Raw genomic sequence first — 26,200 nt, 5'->3', positions numbered from 1 at the left:
TGCCTTCTTTGTATAGAGGCAAGGGGTTAAGTGGAGTTTATTGAAATTTCGGCTGGCTCGGAACCGATTTGTCCAGTTCCGGATAGGCTTCTTTTATCACCGATGGCCGCATCATATAAAGGGTCATCACTATTAGGCACAAGCTGCTGCCTACCACTATAAATTGTGCCGGAACCATATCATATAACAAACCAAATAATAAGTATCCGACTGGCATCATCGCCATGCACAAAGAATCGAGAATACCGAACACACGTCCTCGGTATTTTTCATCAACATCTTTTTGCATCATAACACCAATTGGTGTGTTTACACAGACATTGGAAGCGCCGAAAACGAACATTAAGGCAATCAAATACCCAACATTCAATACATACGAAAAGTTCAGGACAAGCGGCAATGCAATGGCGCTTAAAAGAAACGACATTACAAGAATCGCTCTTTTCGAAAACAACAACGGGAACTCCACTTCTTTGCGCATTGCAAAATAAATGGAGGCAATCAGCATACCGGCTGCTATCGTCCCTTCAATAATTCCAAAATGCACCGATTCTATCTCCAATTGCTGAACCGCAATGAACGGCAGACCAATCATCAATGCCGAAAAAAAGAAATTGAGCCCGACGGCCGTTGTCACAATAACCATTATGACACGGTTGGTTTTCAAATACGCCGCGCCTTCTTTCATACTGCTGATCATGGACTGCTTTTCGCTCTCATCTTTCAGTTCGGCGTTTGTAAACAACTTAAAATTCATCGTTGATTCCAATAAGACCGCTACGGCATAAGCAGCTATTTGAATAGCCAAGAAGACGTTCATGGAAACAAATCCAAAAAGCATGCCGCCAATGACCGGCCCTCCGATTGTAGCAATCGACATAGCCGATTGATTAAAGCCCATTGCTTTCTGGATTCGATCCGGATCGATCAGATTGGCAATGGAAGAAGTGAACGTCACACCGGTAAACATGGAACTGGCTGAGACAAGCGCTGTGGTGATATAGATGGCAACTAGTGACAGCCCGAATGCCAAACTGTAAGTTAATAACCCGGCGACCGCCAGTACGCTAGCCACCTGAGATAAGATCACCAGTTTTTTCTTTGAGTAGCTGTCTGCGGCATATCCGGCAAATGGCGCAATCAAACTTCTTGGCAAGATGCTGCAAATCAAATTGATGGCAAAACTTGCGGCAGATCCGGTAAGCGATAACACATACAAACTGATGCCAAACGTATAGACGCTGCTGCCAAATGTGGAAATGAGTTTGCTAATGGTGAATGTGTACAGATGGAAAGTCGCTTGTCGTATTTTTGCAGCTTGGTTCACTTCTTCCACCCCTTCGCTAAAAGTTTAATTTAATTAAACAAAATATAACATATGGTTACTAGATTTGCAACCGAAAGTTTAATATAATTAAACTATATTAGAAAAGCAGGTGAGGAAATGGCAACTTTAGGTGAACGCATCAAGAAACTCCGCAAAGAAAAAGGCCTGACATTGCAGGCGCTTGCTGGTGAGAGCTTAACGAAAGGCATGCTTAGTTTGATAGAAAACAATAAAGCAAATCCTTCCATGGAGAGTTTGTCATATATAGCGTCTCAACTTGGAATCGAACAAAATGAACTACTGGCAGAAATACCGACCGTCGAGCTTCGTGAGTTGTTAGTAGAAGTTGAAAAGCTTTACCGAAGAGAACTGAATGATTTAAGTAATGGATTTAAATTGATTATCGAAAAAGTAGAGCCTTACCTCAAAAACCTTCCTTACCGGTACGAATCGGCCCGGCTACTAGAAATATTCAGTCGTTGCGCCTACTACGAAAAACAAGAAGGTTGGCAAGCTAAATTAGCTCAAGCTGAAGAAATGTACGAAGGGCTTCACCTTATAAATAATAGTGCGGATATCCATATGTTTCGTGCCATGCTGAAATTCAACAAGCATCAATATGCGGAAGCGCTTGCAATGCTTCAGAATTCCCGAAAATCTTTTGAGAAACGAGACGCAGTATTGGATGCTTTAAAAAAATTAGATTTTGATTATCTAGAGGCGGTTCTATACTTTGCAATCGGAAACAATCGTGACGCGACTACAATTGTTAACGAAGCCGTCGAATACTCAAAAGAAAATCAGATTTTCTATAGGGTAAACGATTTCTACAGGGTCATGAGTTTTCATTCAATTTTAATCGGAGACAAGGATAGCAGAAAATATTACGTAAATAAATTGCGTTTATTTGCCGAGTTTTCAGAAGATGGAAAGATAGATTTAATGCTCGATTTGCTGGAATCCCATTACTTGAACTCTTTCACCCATGATTACGAAAAAGCCCTTAATATTGTAGAAAGGAATTTGGAGAAATATAAAGAAGATGAAATATCTCAATTTTATATAGAAAAGGGAAAAGCACTCTATGGTTTGGGCGAACTGGACGAAGCACTTCATTGGTTGGAGCGCCATAGAATTTGGGAATACATCCATCATCCTTACGACTTATCTATGAACTACGAAAAGGACGCATACATGGCGTTGATCTATGAAAAACAAGGGCATCATGAGCTCGCTATAAAGCATGCTCAGATTGCAAAAAACAATATCGAGCCCATGCCAGATTTGCCGTACAAAAAATTCATTATGGACGTCTATAAACAAATTGTGCATTAAAAAACCGCCGATCGGCGGTTTTTTTACGTAGCAATATAGGTTTCATAAGTTTTGTGGAATTTCATTAACAGCTCCAAGTCATTTTCAAACTGAGGCTGGATACAGGAAATTTGAAACAACTCGTGCTCTCTTAAATAACCGCTTTTCGCATGCAGTTCAAAACCCGATAATTGTGCAGCCTGCAGGAAGCCGCTGAATCTTTTGTCGGACTGGAACGTCATGACGGTCGGAAAATCGCCAGCGATAACCGGCCAGTCTTTGGTTTTCCGCTTCAGCAAATTCAATCTCTCTTGCAGCAATAGATAACGTTCCGGGTATGCCCGCAGAGCTTGATCGAAGCTCTTAAGCAATCCATAAGACAAGGTGAACGGGATTTCATCTGCATAGAGGCCCAAATCCAAATAAGCAGGAAGGAACTCACCTGGTTTTATTTCGTGGTGAGAAAAGACGATGGCCACTCCGCTCATCGTGCCAACGGCTTTCCCGCTGACTGCCGTAGCCAACCAGACGTTTTGGAGCGAAAACGGGACGGCTCCGAAACTGCTGACGCAGTCCAAACAGAGTTTCGCTTTTTGTTTTTGGCACAACTCCGCAACCGCTTCAAAATTATTCAATATTCCGGTCGAGGTTTCCCCGTGCGCCATCAAAACCCAATCAGTGCTGTTCTGCAGCATCGCTTGTTCAATCTTTCCTAAGGAAAAAGATTCGCCCCAAGGTTCTTCTAATATATCAAAATCAAGCTGCCACCTTTTTGCTTGCTCTTTCAGCCGTCTGCCAAATTCTCCGTTTACTAAAACTAGCCCTCTTGTTTTCAATTGCGCCAATTGAGCCATCATCGCTTCATTTGCCAATGTTCCACTTCCAAATAAAAAATGCGGCTTGGCTGATGCCAGTTTTTGCAATTGCTCTTTTGCTTCATCAAAAACTGCTTGAAAAGCTGCCGAACGATGGGACACAACTTCTTCGCCAAAAGGGTTGGCCAGTTCCTTGTTCAACTGAACCGGTCCTGGAAAAAAGGTTTTCTTTCTTGTTTGAAGGCGCGCTGCCACCGACTGCCCATATTGTTTACGGGTGGTCACCATTGGAACAAAGAGTGCATCGCCTTTTCCTACTGGTTCCGCAAACTGGCGAAACCCTAGTTGGCCATACAACTTCAATTCCCGGGTCGTTCCTGAAATCACCGCAGAATCGTACCCTTCCTCACAGCAAAAGTCCGACAATGCACGAGCCAACAGAAAAAAGACACGGCCATTCCGGTGAGCTTTTTGAACCGCAAGCAACCGAATCTCACATACCTTTCCAATATCGGGAAGGTGATCCTCCACTTTTCCAATTTTTAGATCCAGTGAAAAAGGACGCTCTGAACGCAGCGCTATCATGCCTACGATTTCTGCCTCTGCCAGGACGATAAGATAGGTGTTCTGTTCATGGAATGAATCTACCCGCCTGCCGGCCGCATTTTTTTCATGCTGAGGTATTTCTTCTACAAAGGTTTCATAATTCAATCTAGCTATCGCTTTGAATTCAGCTTCTGTCCCGGCGATTTTGCACCAATACAAGACAAGCCCCCCTCTACCTCTTTTGAAAAACTTCTTCTATATCGTATAGACTCAAATCGATATCCAGAGGTTCCCCGAGAGCCAGCTTTGCCAATTGACCACCAAGATATGGGCCGGCCGTCAGCCCTGAAGATCCCAAACCATTTGCGGCATAGACGTTCGGATATTCCGGAACTTGGCCGATAAATGGCAATGCGCTTGGAGTTGAAGGGCGGAACCCTGTTCCCGCTCCGGCCATTTCCGCCGAAGCCAATCCCGGTACGCCCTCCAACGTTCTGTTGAGAATGTGAAAAACGCCACCTGCCGTCAGCTTAGTATCAAATCCGGCATCGTTTTCATGGGTTGCGCCAGCAACAACGCGCCCGTCTGCAAACGGAACCACGTACAGGCCATTCGGTACCATCGCGACCGGCCAATCGCCCGTCTGCTGACCTTCAACCCGCAAATGAAGAATTTGCGCTTTTTGAGGAACAATAGCCAGTTTCAACCCCAGTGTTTCGAATAAATCGCTTGCCCATGCTCCGCCCGTTGATACGATGCTGTCAGCAAAAAACTCTTGATCCTCAGTCTTTACTCCGATTACCTTAGAGCCGTCCATCAGAAACTGCGCACTTCCTTTCACTTGTTTTGCTCCTAGTTTGACCGCTGCCCGGATCAAGGCATTGCGCATTTCGAGTCCATCTACACGCGCCGCACCGCTTACATAAAGAGAGCCGTACTCATCAGAAGCATACGGAAACAATCGCTTTGTTTCTTCGGAAGATAGCCTGCGGATTTCGCCCATTTCCGGTGCACCTTCCCGACGTTCGAACGCTTTTTGTTCCATTTTATCGAGTTTGCTCGCTTCGTGAATGCTGACAATGCCGACTTGTTTATAACCTGTTTCTTTTTCACCTTGCGCTTCAAGTTGATCGATAAGCTTCGGATAATATGCCGCGCCGCTTTTCGCGAGACCATACCAAGCCATATTTCTGCGCTGCGAAATCCATGGACATACAATCCCTGCTGCTGCCCCTGTCGCTTGGCCCTCATCCTCTCGATCGACCAATGTCACGTCAGCTCCGGCTTTGGCCGCATGAAAAGCTGCAGAAGCTCCCAGAATTCCCGCTCCGATGATAATGATTGATTTCATGTAATTCACACCTATTTCCCAAAGTTTTATCCGTTTATCTTACCGCTAATGGGACCGAGACTCAAACCTTGCAAAAGCTGCAGTGCGGAAAAACACATGTTGTTTTTGCAAGCGGCCGGTTTAAAGAAACTTACTGAGTAAAGTTTCTCTTTTTTGAATTGATTTGAAATTAGTATTTGGGGTAAAGCAGTATTAGAAAGAATCGAGGAAACTAGAGGAGGATTCAGTATGAAAAAAAGTCCATCAACAGATAGAGTGTTGCCCGTCACTTCAGTAAAAGACGGTTCCGGCCGAGAAGTGATGCGTGATGTTCATTGCTTCACTACGCAAATCGTCAACGTTTATTTTATTGGAAACCCTGCTTTCAGCAACGAGTGGGTATTGGTCGATGCGGGTATGCCCGAGTCAGGCAGCAGAATATTGAAAGAAGCTGCAGACCGGTTTGGTCCGGACCATAAATTAAAAGCGATCGTTTTAACGCATGGCCACTTTGACCATGTCGGCGGCCTTGTGCATATCCTTGAGAAGTTCCCGGTACCGGTTTATGCCCATCCGCTTGAATTTCCATATTTGCAAGGAAAGCAAGATTATCCGGAACCTGATTCTACAGTACAAGGCGGCCTTATTGCTAAAATGTCGGCAGCATATCCAAAACAAGCGATTGATATTTCCGAACATCTTAAAGAGCTTCCTAAAAGCGGAGACATACCAGAATTGCCGGGCTGGAAATGGTTCTACACACCGGGCCATTCTCCAGGGCATATTTCTCTTTTCCGTTTTGAAGGCCGGATCGTCATTGCTGGTGATGCTTTTGTAACAGTTAAGCAAGATTCATTTTATAAAGTGCTTGTGCAGAAAAAAGAAGTATGTGGCCCGCCTGTCTATCTAACAACTGACTGGCAGATTGCATGGGAATCCGTTATAAAAATTGCCAACTTGCGCCCTCACATTGCGGCGACTGGCCATGGCAAACCGATGAGAGGCCCGAAAATGGCGGCGCAGCTCGTAAAACTGGTGAATCATTTTCCTTATGTCGCAATGCCTGATTACGGCAAATACGTTAATAACTCTAACTGATAGTTTTAGCCATCAACCCTTGGAACCAATTTCCAAGGGTTTTTTTGGTGGCTTCTCCACTAATGAAAGCGCTTTAATAGAAAATTCGGTCAATTTAACGTTTAAACAAAAGAAAAGCGGGGTATTTTAATACCTCAGTCTCGGACTTTTTTAGATACTGATGCAATTAGAATGGAGATGAACTGAAATGAGAAAAAAAGTACTTTTTGTTTCGGATCATGGAGATCCTCTAGCGAAGCTTGGCGGCAAACAAGCAGGCGGACAAAACAACTACGTGAAACAATTGGCGTTGGCTTTAGAAAAAAGAGGATGGCAAGTTGATGTAGCAACGCATTGGTGTGACGAGACCGCTCCACGAATTGAAACATTCGGCAAATCTTGCCGGGTTTATCGTATCAAGGCTGGCTTTAAAGGCTTTGTATCGAAAAACGAAATGTATTCCATGCTTCCAGCTTTCTACAAAGAAATGAAACAGACATTACCGTTGGATTCTTATGATCTGGTTCATACCCACTATTGGCTCTCAGGACTAATCGGGAAAAAACTAAAAGAAGAATTTGGTCTACCCTTTATCTATACATCGCATTCACTTGGATGGGCAAAAGAAAAAGCGACAGGCATTCGTGACGAACGCCGCATGGCAGCTGAAGCGACCATTCTCCAATCTGCGGATCAAATTTTAGCGACGACAAAAAGCGAGAAACAGCTTATTCAGCAAAATGTCGCTACTCCTTCTCCCATCACAGTAATCCCCATAGGGGTTGACCAAGCATTCAAGGTGCGCGGAAACCGTAAACACTTAAGAAGAAAATTAGGCTATGAAAGCCCATTGTTCGTCTTCGCCGGTCGTTTGGAAGAAACAAAAGGCATTTACACATTATTGAAGGCATTTCAGCTGTTGGTGGCTAAAGGAGACACTGCCTATACTCCCCGCCTTTTGATTGCGGGCGGCGATGAAGAAGCCATTGATCCGACTACGCGTCTGCCTCTTGATAAAAGTTTGTGCTATGCTTTAGAAGGAATCGAAGATAAAGTGGAATTTCTTGGACCAAAGTCGCAAGATGAATTGGCAACGTTGTTCAACGCAGCAACTGCTACTGTTGTGCCGAGTTTCTACGAATCATTTGGTATGGTCGCGGCGGAAGCACAGGCGTGCGGCAGCCCGGTAATCGCCTCTGACGTTGGCGGTTTAAAAAATGTAGTACGTGACGGCATAACAGGATTACTTGTTGAAACAAAAAACGAAATGGATTTAGCAATCGCGATGGAAGTCCTCGCTGTCAACACATTGCTTGCAGAGCGCCTAAGCCGACAAGCTATCGATGTGGCAAACCAAGAATTCCAGTGGACATCTATTTCCAAAAAAATTGACGCTATGTATGGGGTGATCATTGATGAACGGAGTAACACATTTATTAGCAACCGACCTGGACAAAACCTTCGTCGGGGATAGGGAGGCTTTAAAGGAACTATTAACGTTCTTTGAAGAACAGCCTTATCATGTAAACTTGGTATACAATACCGGCCGCCATTTCGGGTCACTGCAGAAGTTAAGAGAAGCGGAAAACCTGCCGGCTCCTGACATTGCCATCACAGATGTAGGCACCGAAATCCGCATCGGGAATGGCGAAAACTATGAGGTGGACGAAGAATGGGATGCCCGCATGACCGAGAACTGGCGACCTGAAGAAATCGAGGAAATCGCTTCCCGCTTTCCAGGATTGTCGAAACAGCCGGTTACCGGAAAAAACCGATCGTCTTATTACGTGACCGATGATGAAACAGCAGCCGAATTCGGCAAACAAATCAGCGAAGCTGGCATTCCGCATAAATACATCTACAGCGGCAGCAAATACGTGGATATTTTGCCTGTGCACGGTGGCAAAGGAGAAGCGCTTCGGTATATCGTGGAGAAATATCAGCTGCATGATGCCAAGTTGCTCGTATCCGGAGATTCTGGAAATGATACAGATATGTTAACGCGCGGCTACCCTTCTGTCATTGTCGGGAATGCCCATCCGGAATTATTGGCAGTGCCTGAAGATCCATCTATTTACCGGGCATCTCGCGGGTTTGCTGGAGGCATTTTGGAAGCGTGGAAGTATTTTCATTCTAAATAATTACGAAATCCTGAAGACTATTCGCTAGAAGGCGTTTAGGCCTTAGGATTTTTTTCTGTCTTGAAGCTTCAATTAAGGTAATCATTTGTTTTTTTATGTATTTCGTTTATATTTAAAAGACAAGCACTTTCAGGAGTTGAGGTTCCGCTCCACTTCACTCTATACATATGAGTTGCTATTTTGTCTACGAACAGGAGGAAATTGAGATGAGTAAAGTCTCGAATTTGCACAAAGAGTCCATGATCATGCTAAAAGAAACGAGCCGGACTTTTTTCATCCCAATCAGTTTTTTAGAACCAACATTAAAAAAAACTGTTGCATCCGCCTATCTTTGTATGCGGGCAATCGATGAAATTGAGGACCATCCAGAACTGGACGACAAAGCAAAACAACACTTGCTGCTGACAATCAGTAAAATGCTTAAAACTACGTTTGATCCAAACGAATATAAAACTTTGCTTGAGCCCTATGAACATTTGTTGCCTCCGGTTAGCCTTCGCCTAGATGACTGGATCAGCTTATGCCCTACGGAAATTGTCGATAAAGTAAAAGCCTCTACAGCAGAGATGGCAGATGGAATGGCAAAATGGGTGGAAAAAGGCTGGAATATTCAATCCCGGGAAGAACTGGATGATTATACGTACTATGTAGCAGGGCTTGTCGGCACAATGCTTTCTGATTTATGGAAATGGCATGATAACACAGAAACCGACCCCGAACTTGCCATCTCTTTTGGACGCGGCCTCCAAGCCGTCAATATGCTTCGGAATTACGATGAAGATTTGGAACGCGGTGTCAGCTTTGTGCCAAAAGGTTGGAACCGTGAAGATATGTATAATTACGCAAATGAAAACCTTGCACAAGCGCAGCTCTATGTGAAATCCATTAAAAACAAACGGATTCTTATGTTCTGCAAAGTACCGCTTGCTCTAGCGCACAGTACATTGAAAGCTCTAAAATCCGGAAAAGAAAAAATGAGTCGCCAAGAAGTGGAAGGCATCGTGGAGCAGCTGAAGCAAGAAGAGAATATTAACGAATAATTCAAGCGCACTCCCTTAGGCGAGTGCGCCTTTCTTTTTTTTGCACATCTTAAAATAGGCTAAGTTACTTATTTTAATGACAATATTCTTCTTCCATGCCTGCAATTAGTCTATAATCAAACTAGAGTTAAACTTAAGGATAAGGAGAGTACATATGACTATATCCATCATCGGCATACTCACGGCAGTAATTTTTGTCTTGAATATTTTCCTTGCCGCAGCACTCGTCTTTTTAGAACGCCGTGATGCCTCTTCAACATGGGCATGGATAATGGTCTTGTTTTTCATTCCGATTTTCGGATTCTTCTTTTATCTATTACTTGGAAGGCGCCTAAGAAGAAAAACCCTTTTCAAATGGGAAGGCCGCAAAAAAGTGGGAATCGAAAATCTAATCGCCCATCAAATGAACTCGTTACATGACAACGAGTTTCAATTTCGCGATGAAAACGCACGATCTTACAAAGACTTGGTTTACTTGCTTTTGCGGAACAATGGAGCTGTCTTAACCCAGGATAATTCGGTACAAGTATTCAATGATGGGCGCGAGAAATTCGATGCGCTAATTGAAGATATCCAAAACGCAAAGCACCATATACATGTCCAATATTATATCTTCCGTTTAGACCAGCTCGGCAATCGGATTGTTGATGCTTTGATTGCTAAAGCAAAGCAAGGCGTCAAAGTCCGGTTGCTATACGATGACATGGGCTCGCGCCGCCTCAGCAAGCGGAAGTTCAAAGAATTCATCGAAGCCGGCGGAGAGGTGGAGGCATTCTTCCCAGCTATCTGGCCGTTGATCAATCCACGGTTGAACTACCGGAACCACCGTAAAATCGTTGTCATCGACGGGCGGGTCGGTTATATCGGCGGCTTTAACGTCGGAGAAGAGTATATAGGGCTTAGCCGGAAATTCGGCTATTGGCGGGATACCCATTTGCGTATTCAGGGAAGTGCTTTGCATCCGTTGCAGACCCGCTTTATCCTCGACTGGAACCAGGCTTCTTCGAGAAACGACATTGAATACGATGAAGTCTATTTTCCAGCGATTCCGGAAAAGGGAGATACAACGGTTCAAATTGTCTCAAGCGGCCCTGATGAAGAGTGGGAACAAATCAAGGATGGCTACTTGAAACTGATCAATCTAGCCGAAAAGTCCATCTATATTCAGACGCCTTATTTCATTCCGGACGCCAGTTTTTACGATGCCATCCGGATTGCGGCTTTGTCTGGCATCGATGTACGCATTATGATTCCGAACAAACCTGACCACCCATTCGTTTATTGGGCGACGTATTCATATGCTGGGCAGATGTTGCGGGCAGGTGCGCGGGTATTCATCTACAACAATGGCTTTTTACATACAAAAATGATTGTCATTGACGGCAAAGCCTCTACGGTTGGCACAGCCAATATCGACGTACGGAGTTTCAAACTGAATTTCGAAGTAAATGCATTCATCTATGACGAAAAAGTCTCCACAGAGTTGGCAGAATTGTTTTATCAAGATATGGAACTGTCAAGTGAACTAACGCTTGAAAAATATTACAGCCGGACCCGTATGATCAAGACAAAAGAGTCAATCGCCCGGTTGCTGTCCCCAATTTTATAAATGAAAAAAGAGTCCCGGAATTTCTCATTCCAGGACTCTTTTTATTGGAGTAAATAGAAAATAGTTTACGAAATTAAACGCCTAAATATTGTTCCAATGTGACGCCTTTGTTGTAAATCTCAGTTGCGGCTTTTTGTCCAACATAGCGGAAGTGCCAAGATTCATGCATATAACCGGTTATACTCTCACTTCCAGTTGGATAGCGCAAGATGAAGCCATAGTTATGGGCGTTTTTTGCCAACCATTTTCCGCCTTTGGTATCACCAAATGACGCTGAAGCCCAATGTTGTTCCTGCCCTGCTTCACCGATATCAAAAGCGAGGCCGGTTTGGTGTTCCGAGTAACCCGGTCGAGCACTATAGCGGTCAGCGGCTTTTTGTCCATCTTTTGCTACATAACCATTATATAATTCTTTTTGGCGTGCAAACTCACGGTAAGTGCTGAACGCAACCAGGTCAATGCCATCATCCAGCGCTTTTTCCCTCATTTTCTCAAAGGCCGCACGCGCTTCTTTCCCCTCGCCCGGTGCGTATGTTTCTGGCAATGGATGCTGCTTATTCACAAGTAAAATGCCGTTAATTACTGTTGGGGTTTTCGGAAGTTTCGTCGTGTCTGAATAACCAGCAGCATTTTTAGTGGTTTCTTGCTTTTTCGGTTCTGAAGCTGCCTCTTCTTTTGGTTGGGCTTCTTTCGGCTCTTCTTTTTTAGGTTCTTCTTTTTTAACTTCTTCTTTTGTTTCCTCAGGCTGTTTCACGGTTTCAGGTTCTTTCACCGAATCAGTTTCTTTTGGTTCTTCAACTTTATCTTCTTCAGCCTTCTCTTCTTTCGGCTGCTCTTCTATTGGCTTCTGGGACGTCTGCACTTCATTTTGAGCAGCATCATTTATATTGGCCGGACTATTCGTAGGCTGTAGAAAAAACCACAAGGCTGCTGCACTAATTGCTACGATCGATACAATAAGTAAAGACCATTTTATAAAGGAGTTCTTTTTATTCCCCTTCGGCGTATAACTAGATGGCATAATTTTCCTTCTTTCTGTTTTCTTCCTTACTATTCTACCATATGAATGTCTTAACGCTCTTTTTAAAGCCGACAATCATTTGTTCTATTCCCAAAAATGCATTCGAATAAAACGGCGGTTAACCGAAAAATTCCGCTTCCCCTTCTGGCATTATACAGAGCCTTTCTTCTATAAGCTATTCTTTTTTATCAACTCTATCTCTAATCCAGAAGAATAAGAAAAACGATATTTCCAATTTATAATTAAATAAATGCCAGAGGACCCCCATTATTTCATTATTTAGCACGAATAAATGATTAGAAACGTTACAAGGAGCTGGGCACAATGAAACAGATATCCCCCAAAGATATTAAGAGCCTTATAGGGCGCTTGGACAACTTATTAGAACAACGGCAGAAAGACAAATATGAATACAAAAAAACGGTGCAGGCCCAATAAGGCTGCACCGTTTTTTTATATTATGATTGTACCAAGAACCACCAGGAACAAGATTGCGAAGATGACAGCCATACCGGACATCCATTTAGCTTCTCGTTCCATTCCCTGTTTCTTCATTTGCCGGGCTCGGAAACTGTTTGTAATAACAAACAACACTGTCATCACTAATACCGCTATATCCATATTTCCTCGGATCAAAAAAATTAGAGAAGCAATGCTTAAGGTAGCTACACTTATCCCAAGCAATAGTTTTTGATTCATTTTTTCAACTCCCAAAAAAGAAAGCCGGCAAACTTTGCCGGCTTTTTTATGTTATTTCTTGTCTTCTACCGATTCTAACGCTTTTTCTGGATGTTCAGAATAAAATTTCCGGCCAATATATGTTTGAAGGATCAACAGGATCCCACCCACTGCCCAATAAACCGGCAATGCAGCCATCGATGAAAATGAAACGAACATAATCATGATTGGAGAGATATAAATGAACAGCTTCATTTGTTTTTGCTGTTGTTCCGGCATTGTCCATAAAGAGACTTTAGCTTGATAGAAATAGACAGCTCCGGCAATCAACGTCATCAAAATATCTGGAGAGCCAAGAGTAAACCACAGGAACTCATGCGATTTAATTTCTTCTGGTGCATACAAGATGGCAAAGTAAAGTCCCATGATGATCGGCATTTGAACAATGACAGGCAAACATCCCATATTAAGCGGGTTTACATCATGTTTTTTGTAGAGCCCCATCATCTCTTGCTGAATTTTCATTTGCTCTTCTTTGTCTTTTGTTTCTTTCAACCGTTTTTGGATATCTTCCATTTCTGGACGCATTCTATCCATCTTAACTTTCATGCCTTGCTGGCGCTTGTAGGTATTCAACATGAAAGGCATCAAAATCAAACGGATAATTATCGTAATGGCAACGATAGCCATACCATAGCTGCCATTAAACAAATTCCCTAAATAATCTAGAGAGAAAACAAACGGTTTAACAAACAGGGTGTAGAAAAATCCTTCCTGGTTTTCCACTGCGGAACATCCACTTAATAAAACCACTGAAACTGCCAGCATGAGCAGCATTGTTATTTTCTTTTTCACTTTAGTCACCTTCACCTTTTTCAACTATTAAGAAGTATACCCATAAGCACAATAAAATTCAATCAATGGATATTCCCTAGCCGGTTTTTCGGCAGATTGTGGCAAAATTACGACTGCCCCATAAGCCCATCGAGTTTTATAGAAAAGAAAAAAAGGAGAATTTCTTCTCCTTATTTTGCATTGGGCAATGTATAGCGGAAATACGGAATGTGCTGGCTGTCCCGGAATTGCTTAGGAGTAACCGATGTGTATTTCTTGAAAATCCGTGTGAAGTAGCTTTGGTTGCAGAAATGGAATTGCTTTGAGATATCCGAGATCACTTTGTCCGAATGACGCAAATAATATTGCGACTCTTCGACCCGCCGCACATTTAAATACTCAACAAGCGTAATTCCTGCATGTTCTCTAAAGATGCGGGACAAGTGGCTTGTGGAAATATGGAAATGTTTTGCGATATCTTCCACAGATAAATCACGCTCGACTTCATCATTAATAAACATTACTACTTTATTGACCGTCTGATGGCCAAAAGAAGGTTGTTTCCGCTCAGAGATAATCGAAACAAAAAACTCGATCAACTCGTCCGCTACATACAAAAATTCCGAATCATTCATTCGATTATCCACTAATTCAATACAAGCGGAATTGAACGCGAATGCTTTTTTTGGCGGAACGCGCATTTCGTACAGTTTACGCGCCATAAGCGAAGATAACACTATATAGTAATTTCGCACTGCACGGATTGTGTCTTTTCCGGCGCGTACCGCAATCAGATCGATCAATTCACGCAATGTTTGTTTTGCCCGGTCTTTTTCGAGATGGTGGATTTCGTAAACTAACTGGGTTTCGATTTCAAAAAAGTTTTCCAATCCTTCATATTGATTTAAATTTTCATTCTCTGCCATGAAAATCTTGGAAATGGTTTCTTGAATGGATGGTGCAGCAATAATATTCATCTTTTCCCCGTCTTTCTTTATACAATATTTGCAAGCGCTCCCTCAACTATATACTGAAACGGCTAATAAGAACATAGCCTTTCTCCTAACTTTTTAAATTTTTTTATGTAATTTGATTTAGGCGCTATTTTACTAGTTACTGATTAAAAGGAAATATATTCCCAAAAATTATACTATATATAACGAAATACTCTTAAAATGGTTTCATTTTTGACTATTTAACTCCCAAAATTTTTCAAAAATTAAAAAGCAACCATTTTACTTAAATGGCTGCTTTTTTCCTATTGTACTTTTACTTTACTTCAATCTCGGGCGGTACAAGTGCACGGATATGGCGAGGTATTACTTCAATTTTAAAAGGCGTTGCACACCCTTCATCCCCATCGATATTGCATGATAGCGGATTGCTTGTATTGATCGAAACTTTTGTAGTGTGAACTACTTCAACTGCCGGATCTTTTTCCAGTTTCCCTATTAATAACGCTCCGGCAATCCGTATAAATGCAGGCAGAGCCGCATTTTTCACAATATAGAGATGCAGCAGTCCGTCATCGGTCAACGCTTCAGGCGCTAATTTTTCAAAACCGCCTACCGAGTTCGTCAACGCTACCAATACAAGCTTCGCATCCCCTTTCCATTCTCCATGGTCATGTTCAATTTCAAAATACGTTTCAGCGTCTTCGGTAATCGCTTTAAGCCCTTCAATAAAATAAGCGAACGCCCCGAGTTTTGTTTTTTGTTCTGGGGTAACTTCATAAGTCGACTCGGCAATTTGTCCAATTGCTAAGATGTTCATAAAATATTGATTTCCTACCTTTGCAATATCTACCCATTTTTCTGAACCCGTCTTTAAAGCTTCGATTGCCTCTGCCGGGTCCAAAGAGATTCCCAGAGCCCGGGCAAAGTCATTGACTGTTCCAAGGGGGATCAGTGAAAACAAAGGTTGATGTTCTTGTTCAGCGAGACCCGATACGGCTTCGTTTATCGTACCGTCCCCTCCCATAGCCACTACAAAATCATACTTTTGCTCACAAGCTTCTTTCGCAAAGTGTGTAGCGTCCCCTTTTTTCTCAGTTTCTCTTGTATCTACCGTGTAACCCATCTGCTCTAATGTAAATTGGACATCCAGCCGGTGATCAGCCGCCTTCTCCTTACCGGCAGACGGATTTAATATGAACATCGCTTTTTTCATTTATTTACCTCCGGGATATAATGACTTCTTCCCTTTCTTTACCCAGACTATAGGCTTCGCTAATCCATAATGGAAATATAATATGGAGGCACGCAAAAAAGGATGGGAATTTCCCATCCTTTTTTGCGTGTGCAACATCAATTCAATGAGGCCATTAACTTGGGTTAACGGGATCTATTTCCTCTTTTTCCTTATCTTCATTGACGTATTGAACGCTTGTCGACGTTCCATCACTTTTAGGTTTCGCAGTTGAAGATGCTTCATCAGATGAACCGGCCGTTCCTGATCCTTCAAAGCCTTCCAAGTTCTGAGATTCCATAAAAGCATTAACCTTCAATTTCGTGTTGTTGAAAGCGATGGTGGCTTTTCTCCGGTTCTCAGGGTTCTTAAAATACGCATATGCACCGGCAGCTAATCCCGCGATCACTAAACCTCTTCGTTTTGCCATCTATACCACTCCCATCAGATTTATCTTCTATTTACCCTTAACTTTTAAGACTTAACCTAAATTAGTAAGGATTCAAATGCGATTTTGCTTTGACGTATATTTCATGTCAACGTGAGGAATGCCGTCTTCATCGTATGCTTCTGATATCGGTTGAAAACCGACGCTTTCGTAAAACTCCTGCAAGTAAACCTGGCCCTGCAACTGAATTTCTTCGGATTGCCATTCCGAAAGAATATATTCCATGCACTGATTCATCAACTGTCTGGCAAGGCCACGTCCTCTGGCTTCAGGATGAACAATTACTCTGCCAATCGATGGAACCTCATATTTTACTCCTGCAGGAACAATACGGGCATAAGCAAGAGTCTTGCCATCTTCTGTATATTCAATATGCACTGATTCTTGGTCCAGGCCATCAAGCTCCGGATATGGACATTCTTGTTCCACTACAAAAACATCGACACGCAGTTTTAAAATTTCATATAATTTTCCAACTGATAAATCGTTAAAATGATAAGTTTTCCAATTCAAAAAATACCGCCTCCTTTTTCCTACTATTATTCCACATCAGTGGCTATTCAGGGTATTTTTTGATATGATGGCAAAAAGAATTTTAGAGGTGATCGCATGATTCGCACAGGCACGACAGAAGACATTTCTTCTGTACAGGAAATTGCCTATACTAGTTGGAGTGATACGTATGATGGAATCATTCCCTCCCCAGTCCAAAAAAGTTTCTTAGATAAATCCTATTCATTTCCGATGATGGAAATGCGTTTAAAAAAGACAATCATGCTATTAGCTGAACATGAAGGCCGGCCCGTCGGTTTTGCCAATTTCACTAAAGTTGATGAAGATGGCGATGCTGAGTTGATTGCCATCTATTTAAAGCCTGAATACCAACGCAACGGTTACGGCAAAAAGTTGTTGACTAGCGGGTTATCCCTCTTGAATGGCTCTCAGTTATTTGTTTATGTAGAAAGCGCAAACATGAAAGGCCGCTATTTTTACGAAGCCAACGGTTTTAAATTTGTCGAAGAGTTTGAAGAATTGTTCGAAGGCTACCCATTGCAGACAGCTAAATATGTATACGATTTAAAAGCACCTGCTTTATAAGCAGGTGCTTTTTTAGCTCTATGGGCCAAAGATGTTAGTGCGCCGGAATTTTATAACGGTCGATACGGCGTATCTTCTTTTTTATGAAGAGCTTCATCAGTACGGCTTTCCGCATCATGTGTCCGGCGGGAGTAGTCATCCGTACGGCCGCCTCTGTCATCGTCGCGGTAACGCAAATCATCATTGTGTGTACGTTTTGGTCTGCGAACAAAACACATGATAGCAGCAATATAGAAAAGAATAGATGTCAGGGATAAAATTCCGGCAAATAAACCGGCAATGATAAAGAATGCTCCAGCCAATTTTGCGTTCTTGTCTTTACGCAGATTAAGCACGGCCAGTATTGCAAAAAGCGTGCTGATTGCTAGTAAAGCAACAAGCGTCCAACCGACCGCCCCAAAACTAGCCGCAAAAGCATCAACTGCCGCTTGGGCATCCTGAGGATTTGCAAAAGATGGATTATTTCTGATTTCTTCTTCAATCTGCTGAAATTGCGGAGAGCTCTGAAAGCTGTCTGAATTGCTGATTAAGAAAATGGTAGAACCGATTACAATAAGATTAAAGATGATGCCGATAATGCCAAGTGCCTTTTCAGCACCCCTGCTAACTCTGCCTTCGTTCATGCCAATCACCTCTTCTGAAATTTTAATTTCTTTTTGACTAATACTGAATTTTCGTTTCTTGCTATTCCTTTCCCCTAAAAAATTGAATAAAACCTGTTTAAGCTCTTGTATGTCGGGTATTTTATTGTTAACAAAGATTTGAGAGGGGTTATAAAAATGGAAAAAAAACTAATATTCAATCAAGCAGATTTTATGTATGGAATAGGTGGAGCTTCCATTCTAACAGCTATCGTTTTCTTTATGACGGCCCTATAAGATGGAGGAACGCATGAAAAACTACATATCAGAACCATAAAAAAAGCAATCCACTAGTCAAAACAGCGGATTGCTTTTATCTTTATGCTTTTACTTTTACATCTTCATAATCACTGTAGCGCTCAAATGCAACAGCTGCATATGTGCAGACTGGCTCCATTTTGTAATTCTTTTGGCGCGCATAATTTGCGGCTTCATCCAACAACTTTTTCGCGATGCCTTGGTTGCGCAATGATTGGTCGACATACGTATGCTCGATAACCATAACATTAGCCATCTGTGTCCATGTGATTTCTGCTTTCAAATCACCTTCTTCTTTCCAGATAAAAGCAAATTCGTCATGGCCAAGTTCCGTAAATTCAAAGTTCATTTTTCATCCTCCTCTTACTTAGTCGTTAAGCGTCAAGGGACGTAAGGAAGCTTCGATTTGGGCACGATTCGGCTCTAGGAATGGCGGCAAAGCCAATTTTTCACCTAGCTCTTCCATCGGTTCATCGGTCGCAAATCCCGGTTCATCTGTTGACAACTCAAACAAGATGCCGTTCGGCTCACGGAAATAGATTGCCTTGAAGTAATAGCGATCCACTTCGCCTGAAGTGACAAAACCGTTCGAACGCAAATACTCATTCCACTTACTATATTCCTCAAACGTCTTAACACGAAACGCAACGTGATGAACACTGCCTCTGCCTGGACGTTCAGGCGGCAAATCTGTGCGCTCTTCTAAGTGTACTTCGCCGGCAGGGCCGCCTTTTCCTGTTGAAAACACTAAAATATCGGACATGCCCTCAATAGTGGATGGATAAGAGCCGATTTGTTCGAAACTAAGGATTTCAGTCAATGTAGCGGCCGTCTTACCCGCTTTACGGACAGTTAATTGGACAGGTCCCAAGCCAACAATTGCAAATTCTTCCGGAACTCCGCTTTTCGACCACGGGATACCATACTCAATTCCAGTTCCATCATCAACAACAAGCATTAACCGTGATCCTTCAAAATCTTGAAAAGACAGCGTGGATCGATTAAAACGCTGTTCGATTTCTCCGTGCGGCACGCCATATCCTTCGAAGCGGCTGATCCAGTAATCTAAAGCAGCTTCGCTCTTCACCCGGAATCCAGTACTGCTGATGCTGGATACGCCAGGATAGGTTCGTCCTGCCATCGGAATATCAAAATATGTCATATCTGTACCTGGCGTACCGACTGCATCTGCATAGAACAAATGGTAAGAAGATGTATTGTCTTGATTGACGCTTTTCTTAACCAAACGCATGCCTAAAATGCCCGTGAAAAATGCATGGTTTTTATCCGCATTGGCTGTGATTGCTGATACGTGATGAATGCCTTCTAATTTCATTTGAACTTCCTCCTCTAATTATCTTGAATTCGAGATATTAAATTCATCTTATCATCTGCCCGCCGGTAGCGCAACAAAGGAAACTTTTTAATGTAAAATAAAAGAGGTGGATCAGTATATATCTGATCCACCTCTTTGCTTTATTAACTTAACAATGAACGAATCCCGTCGATCAGTTTGTTAAAGAAATTTTTAACACTTTGCCAGAAGCCATCATCGTTTACAACTGTACCGATTTTGCCTTCAATTGTCTTGCTTAAATCATTGAGTTCATTAGACCATTTAGAAAAATCAATGTTCAAACTGCGGATGCGGTCCATCAAATCAACCAGCAATTTGCGGTCTTCCGGACTCAGCTCGATCTGCAGCCTGATAATTTGCTCTTCTACAATCTTTTCTACTTCTTCCCGCGATTGCGGTTTTTGTTCAGCGATATCCTTCTTAATTTCCGTCAGCAATTCGCTGACTTTCGCTTCATCTACACCACTATCTGCGATTTCAGTCGCTACACCCAGTTCATCATTAGCAACATCTGTGCGTTCAGGATCCAACTCTTCCCCGCTATTTACTTCGTAGGCTTTATAAATACCGACAAGCGCTGAATGTCCTGTTACTGGTTTCGGTGCCGCCACTTCTACTGTTGCATCTTTGATGCCCGCCGTTAACATCGCGTTAGCGTACATTTCAGCCGTTACTTGCGTAATATTATCCGGCGTGACAATCTGGACTACCATGCCCTTGCCTTCATCCTGACGCGTAATTTTAGCGGATGAATACATGCGTGCGCGTGAATCACCGTCTTTGATGTATTTTACAAGGTCCTGCCCTGTCACTTCGATTTCTTCTACTTCACCCGTCACTTCTAAACTTTTTGCGACGTTTTCTTTTTCTGCAGCTGATAGGTTGCCTCCATATACCGCAATTGGCAAGCCGAATTTTTCATTAATGCCGACATTTGCCAAACTCATTGCCGGTGATAAAACGGATACTGCAAAAACCATCGCAATGGCCGAAATTGTTTTTTTCATCATTTATAGCCCCTTTCTCCAAATTAGTACGTATTTTATGAGAAAAGGTTGCATTACTTCGTTAATTTTGTCCATCCTTCTTCTTGGATAATTTTGCGGGCTTTGTACAAAGTTCCGATCGCTCGTTTAAACGCGGCCTTGCTCATGCCAAACATTTCCTGGATTTCATCCGGCGAAGATTTGTCGGTAAACGGCATTTGCCCGCCCGACTCTTCCAAATAAGCCATAATTTTTTCCGCGTCGCCTGATAGACGGTCTTGTTTGCGCGGCAGCAATGATCCATTCAATGTCCGGTCATCTTTTACTTCAATAACACGGACTGTCTTCTCTTCACCGAGGCGCGGCTCTTGTTCCCGTTCGCTTTCGTGGACGAAAATACGGTACATTTCTGGATCGGAAAGCATAAACGTCCCAACCGGAAGCAACCGGTAAGCCCGTGCTTTCAAGTCTTTGTTGAATGCTTCTTCCGGTGCCGGAACAGATAGTTCGCTGACTGTTTCTTCAGTGGCGAGACGGCCATACAGATCTCCGTAACGGTCTGTGCGCAATGTCATGAAAATATGGTCGCCTGGTTCTGGCCATAATTCTTCGAGTTGCGGAAGATCGGCAGGAAGCACATATACTTCGCGGGTAGTGCCAATATCGACTACCAACCCTTCGCGCCTTGATACTTTCAATACTTTCGCCCAGCCATATTGGCTTGGCAGAATATGCGGAATCATCGGTGTAGCTGAAATGCCGCCTTGGCGATTGCGGTACATGAAAACTTCAATTTCTCCGCCAATCTCCTGGCCTTCTTCAAGTTCTGATGCGTTCATAAGAACTTCATCCCCTGAACTGTTCGTTAAGATCCATTGTGAACCTGAACGATCTTTTATGTGCAGTGTTGCTTTTAATCCTGGATGCAATGCCATTTATATATCCTCCTAGTGTTATTTTTCGTTTTGTTCGTTTTTCAACTTTTCAAGCTCTTGCCGGAATACTGGATTTTCTTCCAGTACTTGAACCAAATCAGCAATCCGGTTGATTGAATTCCAGCTTAGATGGTGTTCAATTCCCTCTACATCTCCGTAAATGCGTTCTTCATCAACCCCGATCAACCGCAGGAACTGTTCAAGCAAATCATGGCGCTTTACAAGCCGCTTTCCCAGTTTCTGTCCTTGAGGAGTCAGCACAAGGCCGCGGTATCGCTCATATATCAAGTACCCATCTTTATCAAGTTTTTGGACCATCTTCGTTACGGAAGACGGCAGAACCGATAAAGCTTCTGCAATATCCGATACACGCGCATATCCTTTTTGTTCAATAAGTGAATAGATTATCTCAATATGATCTTCCATACTTGGAGTAGGCAAAATTGGTTCCTCCCTAACATAGCTCTATTCAGTTTACTATACCCCAACTTATCCAACAACCGGTGCTCTCTCGGTAGAGAATAGATTCGTTTTTCCGCCGATGTTTAAACCGTGCATTTTCAGGGCATATACTACTATGAGTAAATGAAGGGTAGGTGAAGGAGTATGGGACGCATTCTTTGGATTATATTGGTAATCGTCATTGCTTTTTGGTTAATCGGATTCTTAATGGACGTTGCAGGCGGATTGATTCACATTCTTTTGGTCATCGCAGCTATTATTTTGATTATCAATTTAGTAACAGGTAGACGGGGCGTTTAGCTCAAAGAGGCGGCAAGGGAAATTCCCTTGCCGCCTCTTTTTATTCTCTCACTTTTGCATAAACACACGTATCACGCAGTTTGTTGCCAATTTTGGATATGGAATCTTTGCGAAGTATTCCTTCGAGTTTAAATTGCAGCCGCTCAGCCACTGCACGGCTCCGGACATTTTCCGGATCGCAGCGAATTTCGACCCGATTGGCTTCAAGCTCTTCGAAAGCGAATCTCGTAATGCGATCAACCGCTTCCGTTACATAGCCTTTTCCTTCAAACCGATTATCCACCCAATAGCCGATTTCAAACTTCCGCACTTCCCAGTCAATCCGGTGAAGACCGGATGAACCGATAAACTCACCTGTTTCTTTCGAGAAAAAATGCAAACGCAAATCTTTGCGCAGCTGGAAATCTGCAATAGCTTCCACTAAATTTGCTTCCATTTGCGCCAAGTCCGGTTTTTTCTGAGCAAAAGGCATCCATGGGCGCAGGGCATCCATGGAATGGAGCACAGCTTCATAGCTGAGTTTAGCATCTTCCCGCTTCGGAGCCCGTATCACCAACCGCTCCGATTCGAATTCTTCCGGAAAATCAAGCAAAAGCGGATTGAAAGTAGGTTCTTTAATAATCTCCATTTCGTCATTCCAATGCACTGGCGTAGTAATGCCAGCCTGCCAGTCTTCGCGGGTCATGCCGTAAGTCACCGCGTCATAATAACGGTTCTCTTTCGGCGAAAACCAAGCTTGGCGCAAATGTGCTTCTTTGACAAAACCGGTCCGCTCAAAGGCTTTACGCATCGCAAAATTATCGTGGCGCGTATTTCCTTCCAGCCGAATTTTCTTTTCCGGCAAAGAAAAAACATAATCCGCAATCATTTTCAACGCTTTCGGCCCGTAGCCTTTGCCTCGGTAAGGATCCGCAATCCGCAGATCAAAAAGCGGAATGTCGTCTCGCAAATCGAAAATTTTCACTAGTCCAACTTGCATGCCTTCATCATTTTCAATCCAAAACGTTGTGACTTGGTCGGATTGGTATCCGCCTTCCTCAATTGTTTTTTGGATCAAACCTCTTACCGGATGTTCAATTCCGTGAAACGGCCATGAATTTGTTGTCATAAAATTAATAAGCTGTTCTTGCTCTTCCATAGTCCATTCAGTTAATTTCAAACCAAAATCCTCCAAGTACTTCTTACTTCTGAACTTTCACCAACCGCAGCGCATTCAAAATAACGAGCAGTGTAGCGCCCATATCCGCAAAAATTGCGATCCATAACGTCAGCCACCCTGGAATAATCAGAAGCAAAGCAATTATTTTCAATCCTAAAGCAAAAATGATATTTTCCTTTATTATACGCAAAGTTTTTCGGCTGAGTCTAATTGTATACGGAAGTTTTTCCAAATCGTCCGCCATTAAAGCAATATCTGCAGTTTCAAGTGCAGCATCTGTTCCCGCTCCACCCATTGCAATGCCGATTGTGGACGCTGCGAGGGCAGGCGCATCGTTGACACCGTCACCAATCATAGCAACACGTCCATACGTTTGTTGAAGCTCTTTAATCGCTGATAATTTATCTTCCGGCATCAATCCGGCACGGACATCAGTCATCCCAATGCTTGCTGCGATGGCGTTTGCAGTAGCCGGGTGGTCACCTGTCAACATAATGGTTCGTTGAATGCCCATATCTTTCAAGGTGCGAACGATTTGCGGACTTTCTTTTCTGATTGCATCAGCCACTGCAATGGCACCGATCAATTCCATTGCTGAGAATACAGCCATGACAGATTTCCCGCTTTCCTGCAGTTTCCAGTAATGGGACGGAATTTGGAACCCTTCTTCTTCCGCCCAAACCAAACTGCCTACTGAAACCCGGATGCTATTCACAATGGCACTTGCCCCTTTTCCAGTGAGGGATTGGAAATCCTCGTATTCGTAGGCTCCGTCCGCTTGGACAGTAATGGCTCGAGCCAGCGGATGCTGGGACATGGTTTCTACAGAAGCTGCAATCTTCACCACTTCGTCTCTTGTATAACCAGATTCTGCAATGACATCTGTCATTTCCGGATAGCCTTTAGTCAACGTTCCGGTCTTATCGAAAGCGATAGCTTGAATTCGCCCGGTTTCTTCTAGATGGATGCCGCCTTTGATCAATACACCTTGGCGAGCAGCATTGCCGATGGCTGTGACGATGGCGACCGGCGTCGAAACGACGAGCGCACACGGACATCCGACGACCAATACGGCTAGTCCCTGGTAAACCCACAAGTCCCAGTTCCCGGTTATAAATCCCGGTACAATGGCCACCAAGAAGGCGATAACAATAATAGCCGGTGTATAGTATTTGGCAAAACGGTCAACGAATTGCTGGGAAGGCGCTTTTTCAGCTTGTGCTTCTTCTACTAAATGAATGATTTTGGCAATAGTCGTGTCTTCTACCCGCTTTGTAACGTGAACTTCAAGAGCACCTTCTTCATTAAAAGTACCTGCAAACACTTCATCACCTTGCTGCTTTAAAGCCGGAATCGATTCGCCGGTAATCGCTGCTTGGTTGACGGAAGAAGACCCCCGCAGTACCGTTCCATCCATGGCTATTTTTTGGCCTGGCTTGACGATCAGCATATCCCCCACTTGAATGTCTTCTGTATCCAACTCCAAAAGTTCTCCATTGCGCTGAATCAAGGCACGGGCAGGAGCCAAATCCATCAATCCGCGAATCGACTGCCGTGCTTTGTTCATTGAAAAAGACTCCAACGCTTCGCTTACCGCAAACAAGAAGACGACTACCGCACCTTCACGCCATTCTCCAATGATTACGGCACCGATAATCGCGATGGTCATCAATGTCTTCATATCAAATTGTAACTTCATTAAATTTTTAAATCCGGTCCAGAACATCCCATAGCCGCCGATGGCAATTGCCGCACCAAACAACCCAATGGCACGCGGGTCGGTTTCACTCGTTTGGAATGAAACAATAACTCCGATGAGCATCAAGACAAATGACAGCGCCGCTTCAATTGTTTGGCGCCGTTTGTAGAACGGTACATACTCCACCTTCGCCTTCTCCGGATAAACGCGGATATGGTCAAACGCTCCTGCTTTCTCCAAATCTGCAATCGATACGTTACCGTCTACAGTCAGCTTTGAAGCACCGAAATTTAAGTTGACTGTGTTGATTTGGGGCAACGCCCGGATGTTCTTTTCGAATTTTGCGGCGCAGCTTGTGCAGGATAAATTTTCAAGACGATATGTTTTTTGCATCCTCGGCACCCTCTTTCGCATGCTCATGGGCAATCTTCACCAGCTGATGGACGTGGTCATCGGATAACGAATAATAAACTTGTTTTCCTTTGCGCGCAGACTTGGCTAATCCGCGGTCTCGAAGATAACGCAAATGATGCGAAGCTGTAGCTGTCGACGAACCAATCACTGCTGCAATATCACAAACGCACATTTCTTCTTCTATTGTTAGGGCATACGCAATAGTTAATCTTGTTTCATCGGCCAACGCTTTAAATAAATTGGCCACTTGAGACATATCGGCCATGCGCGGCTGCACTTTTTCTACTACTTCCGGGTGGACTGTCGTGATTTCGCAAATTTCTCTCATATCGGAGACCCTCTTTCATTCAAATGTTCATTTGACTGTTTTCTCTAGTATAAATCTTTCGAAAACTTTAGTCAAACGCCGATTTGAATGAAGAACGTTTACACTTTGCAGAAAAAATGATAAAGTTTTTACTATTGCAAAGCCCCGGGACTTCTTTGAGAGTGAGGAGTCAAAAAGAAAAACAGATTAAAAGGAA

General features: G+C 43.2%; 27 protein-coding genes. 8 read left to right on the top strand and 19 right to left on the bottom strand.

Going from position 1 to position 26,200, the window contains the following annotated elements:
• Positions 1–37 precede the first annotated feature (37 nt).
• Positions 38–1,327, bottom strand: a complete 1,290-nt coding sequence (locus tag B0H99_RS15235; RefSeq protein ID WP_106534549.1) for an MFS transporter — start codon at positions 1,325–1,327, stop codon at positions 38–40.
• Positions 1,328–1,444: 117 nt separating this feature from the next.
• Between B0H99_RS15235 and B0H99_RS15230 the strand changes: the two genes are divergently transcribed.
• Positions 1,445–2,662 carry a helix-turn-helix domain-containing protein gene (locus B0H99_RS15230; RefSeq protein ID WP_106534548.1) on the top strand — a complete coding sequence of 406 codons (1,218 nt, stop codon included), beginning with the start codon at positions 1,445–1,447 and terminating at the stop codon, positions 2,660–2,662.
• A 23-nt stretch (positions 2,663–2,685) separates the two neighbouring features.
• On the opposite strand, the gene B0H99_RS15225 is transcribed toward B0H99_RS15230, so the two are convergent.
• Positions 2,686–4,221, bottom strand: a complete 1,536-nt coding sequence (locus tag B0H99_RS15225) for an aminotransferase class V-fold PLP-dependent enzyme (RefSeq protein WP_106534547.1) — start codon at positions 4,219–4,221, stop codon at positions 2,686–2,688.
• Between the two features lie 13 nt (positions 4,222–4,234).
• Positions 4,235–5,353, bottom strand: a complete 1,119-nt coding sequence (locus B0H99_RS15220; RefSeq protein ID WP_106534546.1) for an NAD(P)/FAD-dependent oxidoreductase — start codon at positions 5,351–5,353, stop codon at positions 4,235–4,237.
• Between the two features lie 228 nt (positions 5,354–5,581).
• Here B0H99_RS15220 and B0H99_RS15215 point away from each other — a divergent pair, with 228 nt between their 5' ends.
• The 5 genes from B0H99_RS15215 (at position 5,582) to cls (ending at position 11,199) form a co-directional block, all read left to right on the top strand.
• Entirely contained in the window at positions 5,582–6,430 is an 849-nt protein-coding gene (locus B0H99_RS15215; protein ID WP_106534545.1) for an MBL fold metallo-hydrolase, read from the top strand.
• A gap of 187 nt (positions 6,431–6,617) precedes the next feature.
• Positions 6,618–7,883 carry a glycosyltransferase gene (locus B0H99_RS15210; protein ID WP_106534544.1) on the top strand — a complete coding sequence of 422 codons (1,266 nt, stop codon included), beginning with the start codon at positions 6,618–6,620 and terminating at the stop codon, positions 7,881–7,883.
• Positions 7,825–8,550, top strand: coding sequence for an HAD-IIB family hydrolase (locus tag B0H99_RS15205; RefSeq protein ID WP_106534543.1), 726 nt, complete (start codon positions 7,825–7,827; stop codon positions 8,548–8,550). Before B0H99_RS15210 ends, B0H99_RS15205 begins: the two co-directional genes overlap by 59 nt.
• Positions 8,551–8,756: 206 nt before the next feature.
• Positions 8,757–9,590, top strand: a complete 834-nt coding sequence (locus B0H99_RS15200) for a squalene/phytoene synthase family protein (RefSeq protein ID WP_106534542.1) — start codon at positions 8,757–8,759, stop codon at positions 9,588–9,590.
• A gap of 154 nt (positions 9,591–9,744) precedes the next feature.
• Positions 9,745–11,199: a cardiolipin synthase gene (gene cls / locus B0H99_RS15195; RefSeq protein ID WP_106534541.1), complete on the top strand. Its 1,455-nt coding sequence runs from the start codon at positions 9,745–9,747 to the stop codon at positions 11,197–11,199.
• Between the two features lie 73 nt (positions 11,200–11,272).
• Here cls and B0H99_RS15190 read toward each other — a convergent pair whose 3' ends face one another.
• The 7 genes from B0H99_RS15190 to B0H99_RS15160 all read right to left on the bottom strand — a co-directional run bounded on the left by B0H99_RS15190 (position 11,273) and on the right by B0H99_RS15160 (position 16,880).
• On the bottom strand, positions 11,273–12,220 hold the full coding sequence (locus B0H99_RS15190; protein ID WP_106534540.1) for a M15 family metallopeptidase: 948 nt from the start codon (positions 12,218–12,220) through the stop codon (positions 11,273–11,275).
• 453 nt (positions 12,221–12,673) lie between these two features.
• A complete protein-coding gene (locus tag B0H99_RS15185; protein WP_106534539.1) occupies positions 12,674–12,919 on the bottom strand; it encodes a hypothetical protein in 246 nt (81 codons plus the stop codon).
• Positions 12,920–12,970: 51 nt separating this feature from the next.
• Entirely contained in the window at positions 12,971–13,753 is a 783-nt protein-coding gene (yidC, locus tag B0H99_RS15180; protein ID WP_106534538.1) for a membrane protein insertase YidC, read from the bottom strand.
• Positions 13,754–13,923: 170 nt separating this feature from the next.
• On the bottom strand, positions 13,924–14,709 hold the full coding sequence (locus tag B0H99_RS15175; RefSeq protein ID WP_106534537.1) for an AraC family transcriptional regulator: 786 nt from the start codon (positions 14,707–14,709) through the stop codon (positions 13,924–13,926).
• A gap of 292 nt (positions 14,710–15,001) precedes the next feature.
• Positions 15,002–15,901: a diacylglycerol/lipid kinase family protein gene (locus B0H99_RS15170; protein ID WP_106534536.1), complete on the bottom strand. Its 900-nt coding sequence runs from the start codon at positions 15,899–15,901 to the stop codon at positions 15,002–15,004.
• A gap of 154 nt (positions 15,902–16,055) precedes the next feature.
• On the bottom strand, positions 16,056–16,349 hold the full coding sequence (locus tag B0H99_RS15165) for a hypothetical protein (RefSeq protein ID WP_106534535.1): 294 nt from the start codon (positions 16,347–16,349) through the stop codon (positions 16,056–16,058).
• 72 nt (positions 16,350–16,421) lie between these two features.
• On the bottom strand, positions 16,422–16,880 hold the full coding sequence (locus tag B0H99_RS15160) for a GNAT family N-acetyltransferase (RefSeq protein WP_106534534.1): 459 nt from the start codon (positions 16,878–16,880) through the stop codon (positions 16,422–16,424).
• A 96-nt stretch (positions 16,881–16,976) separates the two neighbouring features.
• Here B0H99_RS15160 and B0H99_RS15155 point away from each other — a divergent pair, with 96 nt between their 5' ends.
• Complete coding sequence (locus tag B0H99_RS15155) at positions 16,977–17,465, top strand: GNAT family N-acetyltransferase (protein WP_106534533.1); 489 nt, start codon at positions 16,977–16,979, stop codon at positions 17,463–17,465.
• 50 nt (positions 17,466–17,515) lie between these two features.
• Here B0H99_RS15155 and B0H99_RS15150 read toward each other — a convergent pair whose 3' ends face one another.
• The 6 genes from B0H99_RS15150 to mntR form a co-directional block, all read right to left on the bottom strand.
• The gene (locus B0H99_RS15150; protein WP_106534532.1) at positions 17,516–18,088 is read right to left on the bottom strand and encodes a DUF4064 domain-containing protein; all 573 of its coding nucleotides are present in this window, start codon (positions 18,086–18,088) and stop codon (positions 17,516–17,518) included.
• A 337-nt stretch (positions 18,089–18,425) separates the two neighbouring features.
• Positions 18,426–18,713: a GNAT family N-acetyltransferase gene (locus tag B0H99_RS15145; protein ID WP_106534531.1), complete on the bottom strand. Its 288-nt coding sequence runs from the start codon at positions 18,711–18,713 to the stop codon at positions 18,426–18,428.
• Positions 18,714–18,731: 18 nt separating this feature from the next.
• Positions 18,732–19,700 (bottom strand): ring-cleaving dioxygenase, encoded by a 969-nt coding sequence (locus tag B0H99_RS15140; RefSeq protein ID WP_106534530.1) that lies wholly within the window; start codon positions 19,698–19,700, stop codon positions 18,732–18,734.
• Between the two features lie 143 nt (positions 19,701–19,843).
• The gene (locus tag B0H99_RS15135; RefSeq protein WP_181313686.1) at positions 19,844–20,728 is read right to left on the bottom strand and encodes a DUF1002 domain-containing protein; all 885 of its coding nucleotides are present in this window, start codon (positions 20,726–20,728) and stop codon (positions 19,844–19,846) included.
• A gap of 53 nt (positions 20,729–20,781) precedes the next feature.
• On the bottom strand, positions 20,782–21,642 hold the full coding sequence (locus tag B0H99_RS15130; RefSeq protein ID WP_106534528.1) for a CvfB family protein: 861 nt from the start codon (positions 21,640–21,642) through the stop codon (positions 20,782–20,784).
• 18 nt (positions 21,643–21,660) lie between these two features.
• Positions 21,661–22,083, bottom strand: coding sequence for a transcriptional regulator MntR (gene mntR, locus B0H99_RS15125; protein ID WP_106534527.1), 423 nt, complete (start codon positions 22,081–22,083; stop codon positions 21,661–21,663).
• A gap of 165 nt (positions 22,084–22,248) precedes the next feature.
• Between mntR and B0H99_RS15120 the strand changes: the two genes are divergently transcribed.
• A complete protein-coding gene (locus B0H99_RS15120) occupies positions 22,249–22,404 on the top strand; it encodes a lmo0937 family membrane protein (protein ID WP_106534526.1) in 156 nt (51 codons plus the stop codon).
• Positions 22,405–22,444: 40 nt separating this feature from the next.
• Here the strand turns inward: B0H99_RS15120 and B0H99_RS15115 are convergent, their stop codons facing one another.
• The 3 genes from B0H99_RS15115 to B0H99_RS15105 are packed head-to-tail and all read right to left on the bottom strand — an operon-like array spanning position 22,445 to position 26,004.
• Positions 22,445–23,563 carry a GNAT family N-acetyltransferase gene (locus B0H99_RS15115; protein ID WP_106534525.1) on the bottom strand — a complete coding sequence of 373 codons (1,119 nt, stop codon included), beginning with the start codon at positions 23,561–23,563 and terminating at the stop codon, positions 22,445–22,447.
• Positions 23,564–23,585: 22 nt separating this feature from the next.
• On the bottom strand, positions 23,586–25,655 hold the full coding sequence (locus tag B0H99_RS15110; RefSeq protein WP_106534524.1) for a heavy metal translocating P-type ATPase: 2,070 nt from the start codon (positions 25,653–25,655) through the stop codon (positions 23,586–23,588).
• On the bottom strand, positions 25,633–26,004 hold the full coding sequence (locus B0H99_RS15105) for an ArsR/SmtB family transcription factor (RefSeq protein ID WP_106534523.1): 372 nt from the start codon (positions 26,002–26,004) through the stop codon (positions 25,633–25,635). The genes B0H99_RS15110 and B0H99_RS15105 overlap by 23 nt, the downstream gene beginning before the upstream one ends.
• Positions 26,005–26,200 lie beyond the last annotated feature (196 nt).

Origin of the sequence: Planomicrobium soli, assembly GCF_003014655.1 — a bacterium.
GTDB classification, from domain to species: Bacteria; Bacillota; Bacilli; order Bacillales_A; family Planococcaceae; genus Planococcus; species Planococcus soli_B.
The sequence above is the reverse complement of the archived record's forward strand: the minus strand, read 5'-3'. Positions and strand labels throughout refer to the sequence as shown.

Bases quoted from the DNA above. Each gene is read 5' to 3' on its own strand.
- B0H99_RS15230 (WP_106534548.1), top strand. From the start codon at position 1,445: ATGGCAACTTTAGGTGAACGCATCAAGAAACTCCGCAAAGAAAAAGGC.
- B0H99_RS15220 (WP_106534546.1), bottom strand. From the start codon at position 5,353: ATGAAATCAATCATTATCATCGGAGCGGGAATTCTGGGAGCTTCTGCA.
- B0H99_RS15215 (WP_106534545.1), top strand. From the start codon at position 5,582: ATGAAAAAAAGTCCATCAACAGATAGAGTGTTGCCCGTCACTTCAGTA.
- B0H99_RS15210 (WP_106534544.1), top strand. From the start codon at position 6,618: ATGAGAAAAAAAGTACTTTTTGTTTCGGATCATGGAGATCCTCTAGCG.
- B0H99_RS15205 (WP_106534543.1), top strand. From the start codon at position 7,825: ATGAACGGAGTAACACATTTATTAGCAACCGACCTGGACAAAACCTTC.
- B0H99_RS15200 (WP_106534542.1), top strand. From the start codon at position 8,757: ATGAGTAAAGTCTCGAATTTGCACAAAGAGTCCATGATCATGCTAAAA.
- cls (WP_106534541.1), top strand. From the start codon at position 9,745: ATGACTATATCCATCATCGGCATACTCACGGCAGTAATTTTTGTCTTG.
- B0H99_RS15190 (WP_106534540.1), bottom strand. From the start codon at position 12,220: ATGCCATCTAGTTATACGCCGAAGGGGAATAAAAAGAACTCCTTTATA.
- B0H99_RS15185 (WP_106534539.1), bottom strand. From the start codon at position 12,919: ATGAATCAAAAACTATTGCTTGGGATAAGTGTAGCTACCTTAAGCATT.
- B0H99_RS15175 (WP_106534537.1), bottom strand. From the start codon at position 14,709: ATGAATATTATTGCTGCACCATCCATTCAAGAAACCATTTCCAAGATT.
- B0H99_RS15170 (WP_106534536.1), bottom strand. From the start codon at position 15,901: ATGAAAAAAGCGATGTTCATATTAAATCCGTCTGCCGGTAAGGAGAAG.
- B0H99_RS15165 (WP_106534535.1), bottom strand. From the start codon at position 16,349: ATGGCAAAACGAAGAGGTTTAGTGATCGCGGGATTAGCTGCCGGTGCA.
- B0H99_RS15155 (WP_106534533.1), top strand. From the start codon at position 16,977: ATGATTCGCACAGGCACGACAGAAGACATTTCTTCTGTACAGGAAATT.
- B0H99_RS15150 (WP_106534532.1), bottom strand. From the start codon at position 18,088: ATGAACGAAGGCAGAGTTAGCAGGGGTGCTGAAAAGGCACTTGGCATT.
- B0H99_RS15145 (WP_106534531.1), bottom strand. From the start codon at position 18,713: ATGAACTTTGAATTTACGGAACTTGGCCATGACGAATTTGCTTTTATC.
- B0H99_RS15140 (WP_106534530.1), bottom strand. From the start codon at position 19,700: ATGAAATTAGAAGGCATTCATCACGTATCAGCAATCACAGCCAATGCG.
- B0H99_RS15135 (WP_181313686.1), bottom strand. From the start codon at position 20,728: ATGAAAAAAACAATTTCGGCCATTGCGATGGTTTTTGCAGTATCCGTT.
- B0H99_RS15130 (WP_106534528.1), bottom strand. From the start codon at position 21,642: ATGGCATTGCATCCAGGATTAAAAGCAACACTGCACATAAAAGATCGT.
- B0H99_RS15120 (WP_106534526.1), top strand. From the start codon at position 22,249: ATGGGACGCATTCTTTGGATTATATTGGTAATCGTCATTGCTTTTTGG.
- B0H99_RS15110 (WP_106534524.1), bottom strand. From the start codon at position 25,655: ATGCAAAAAACATATCGTCTTGAAAATTTATCCTGCACAAGCTGCGCC.
- B0H99_RS15105 (WP_106534523.1), bottom strand. From the start codon at position 26,004: ATGAGAGAAATTTGCGAAATCACGACAGTCCACCCGGAAGTAGTAGAA.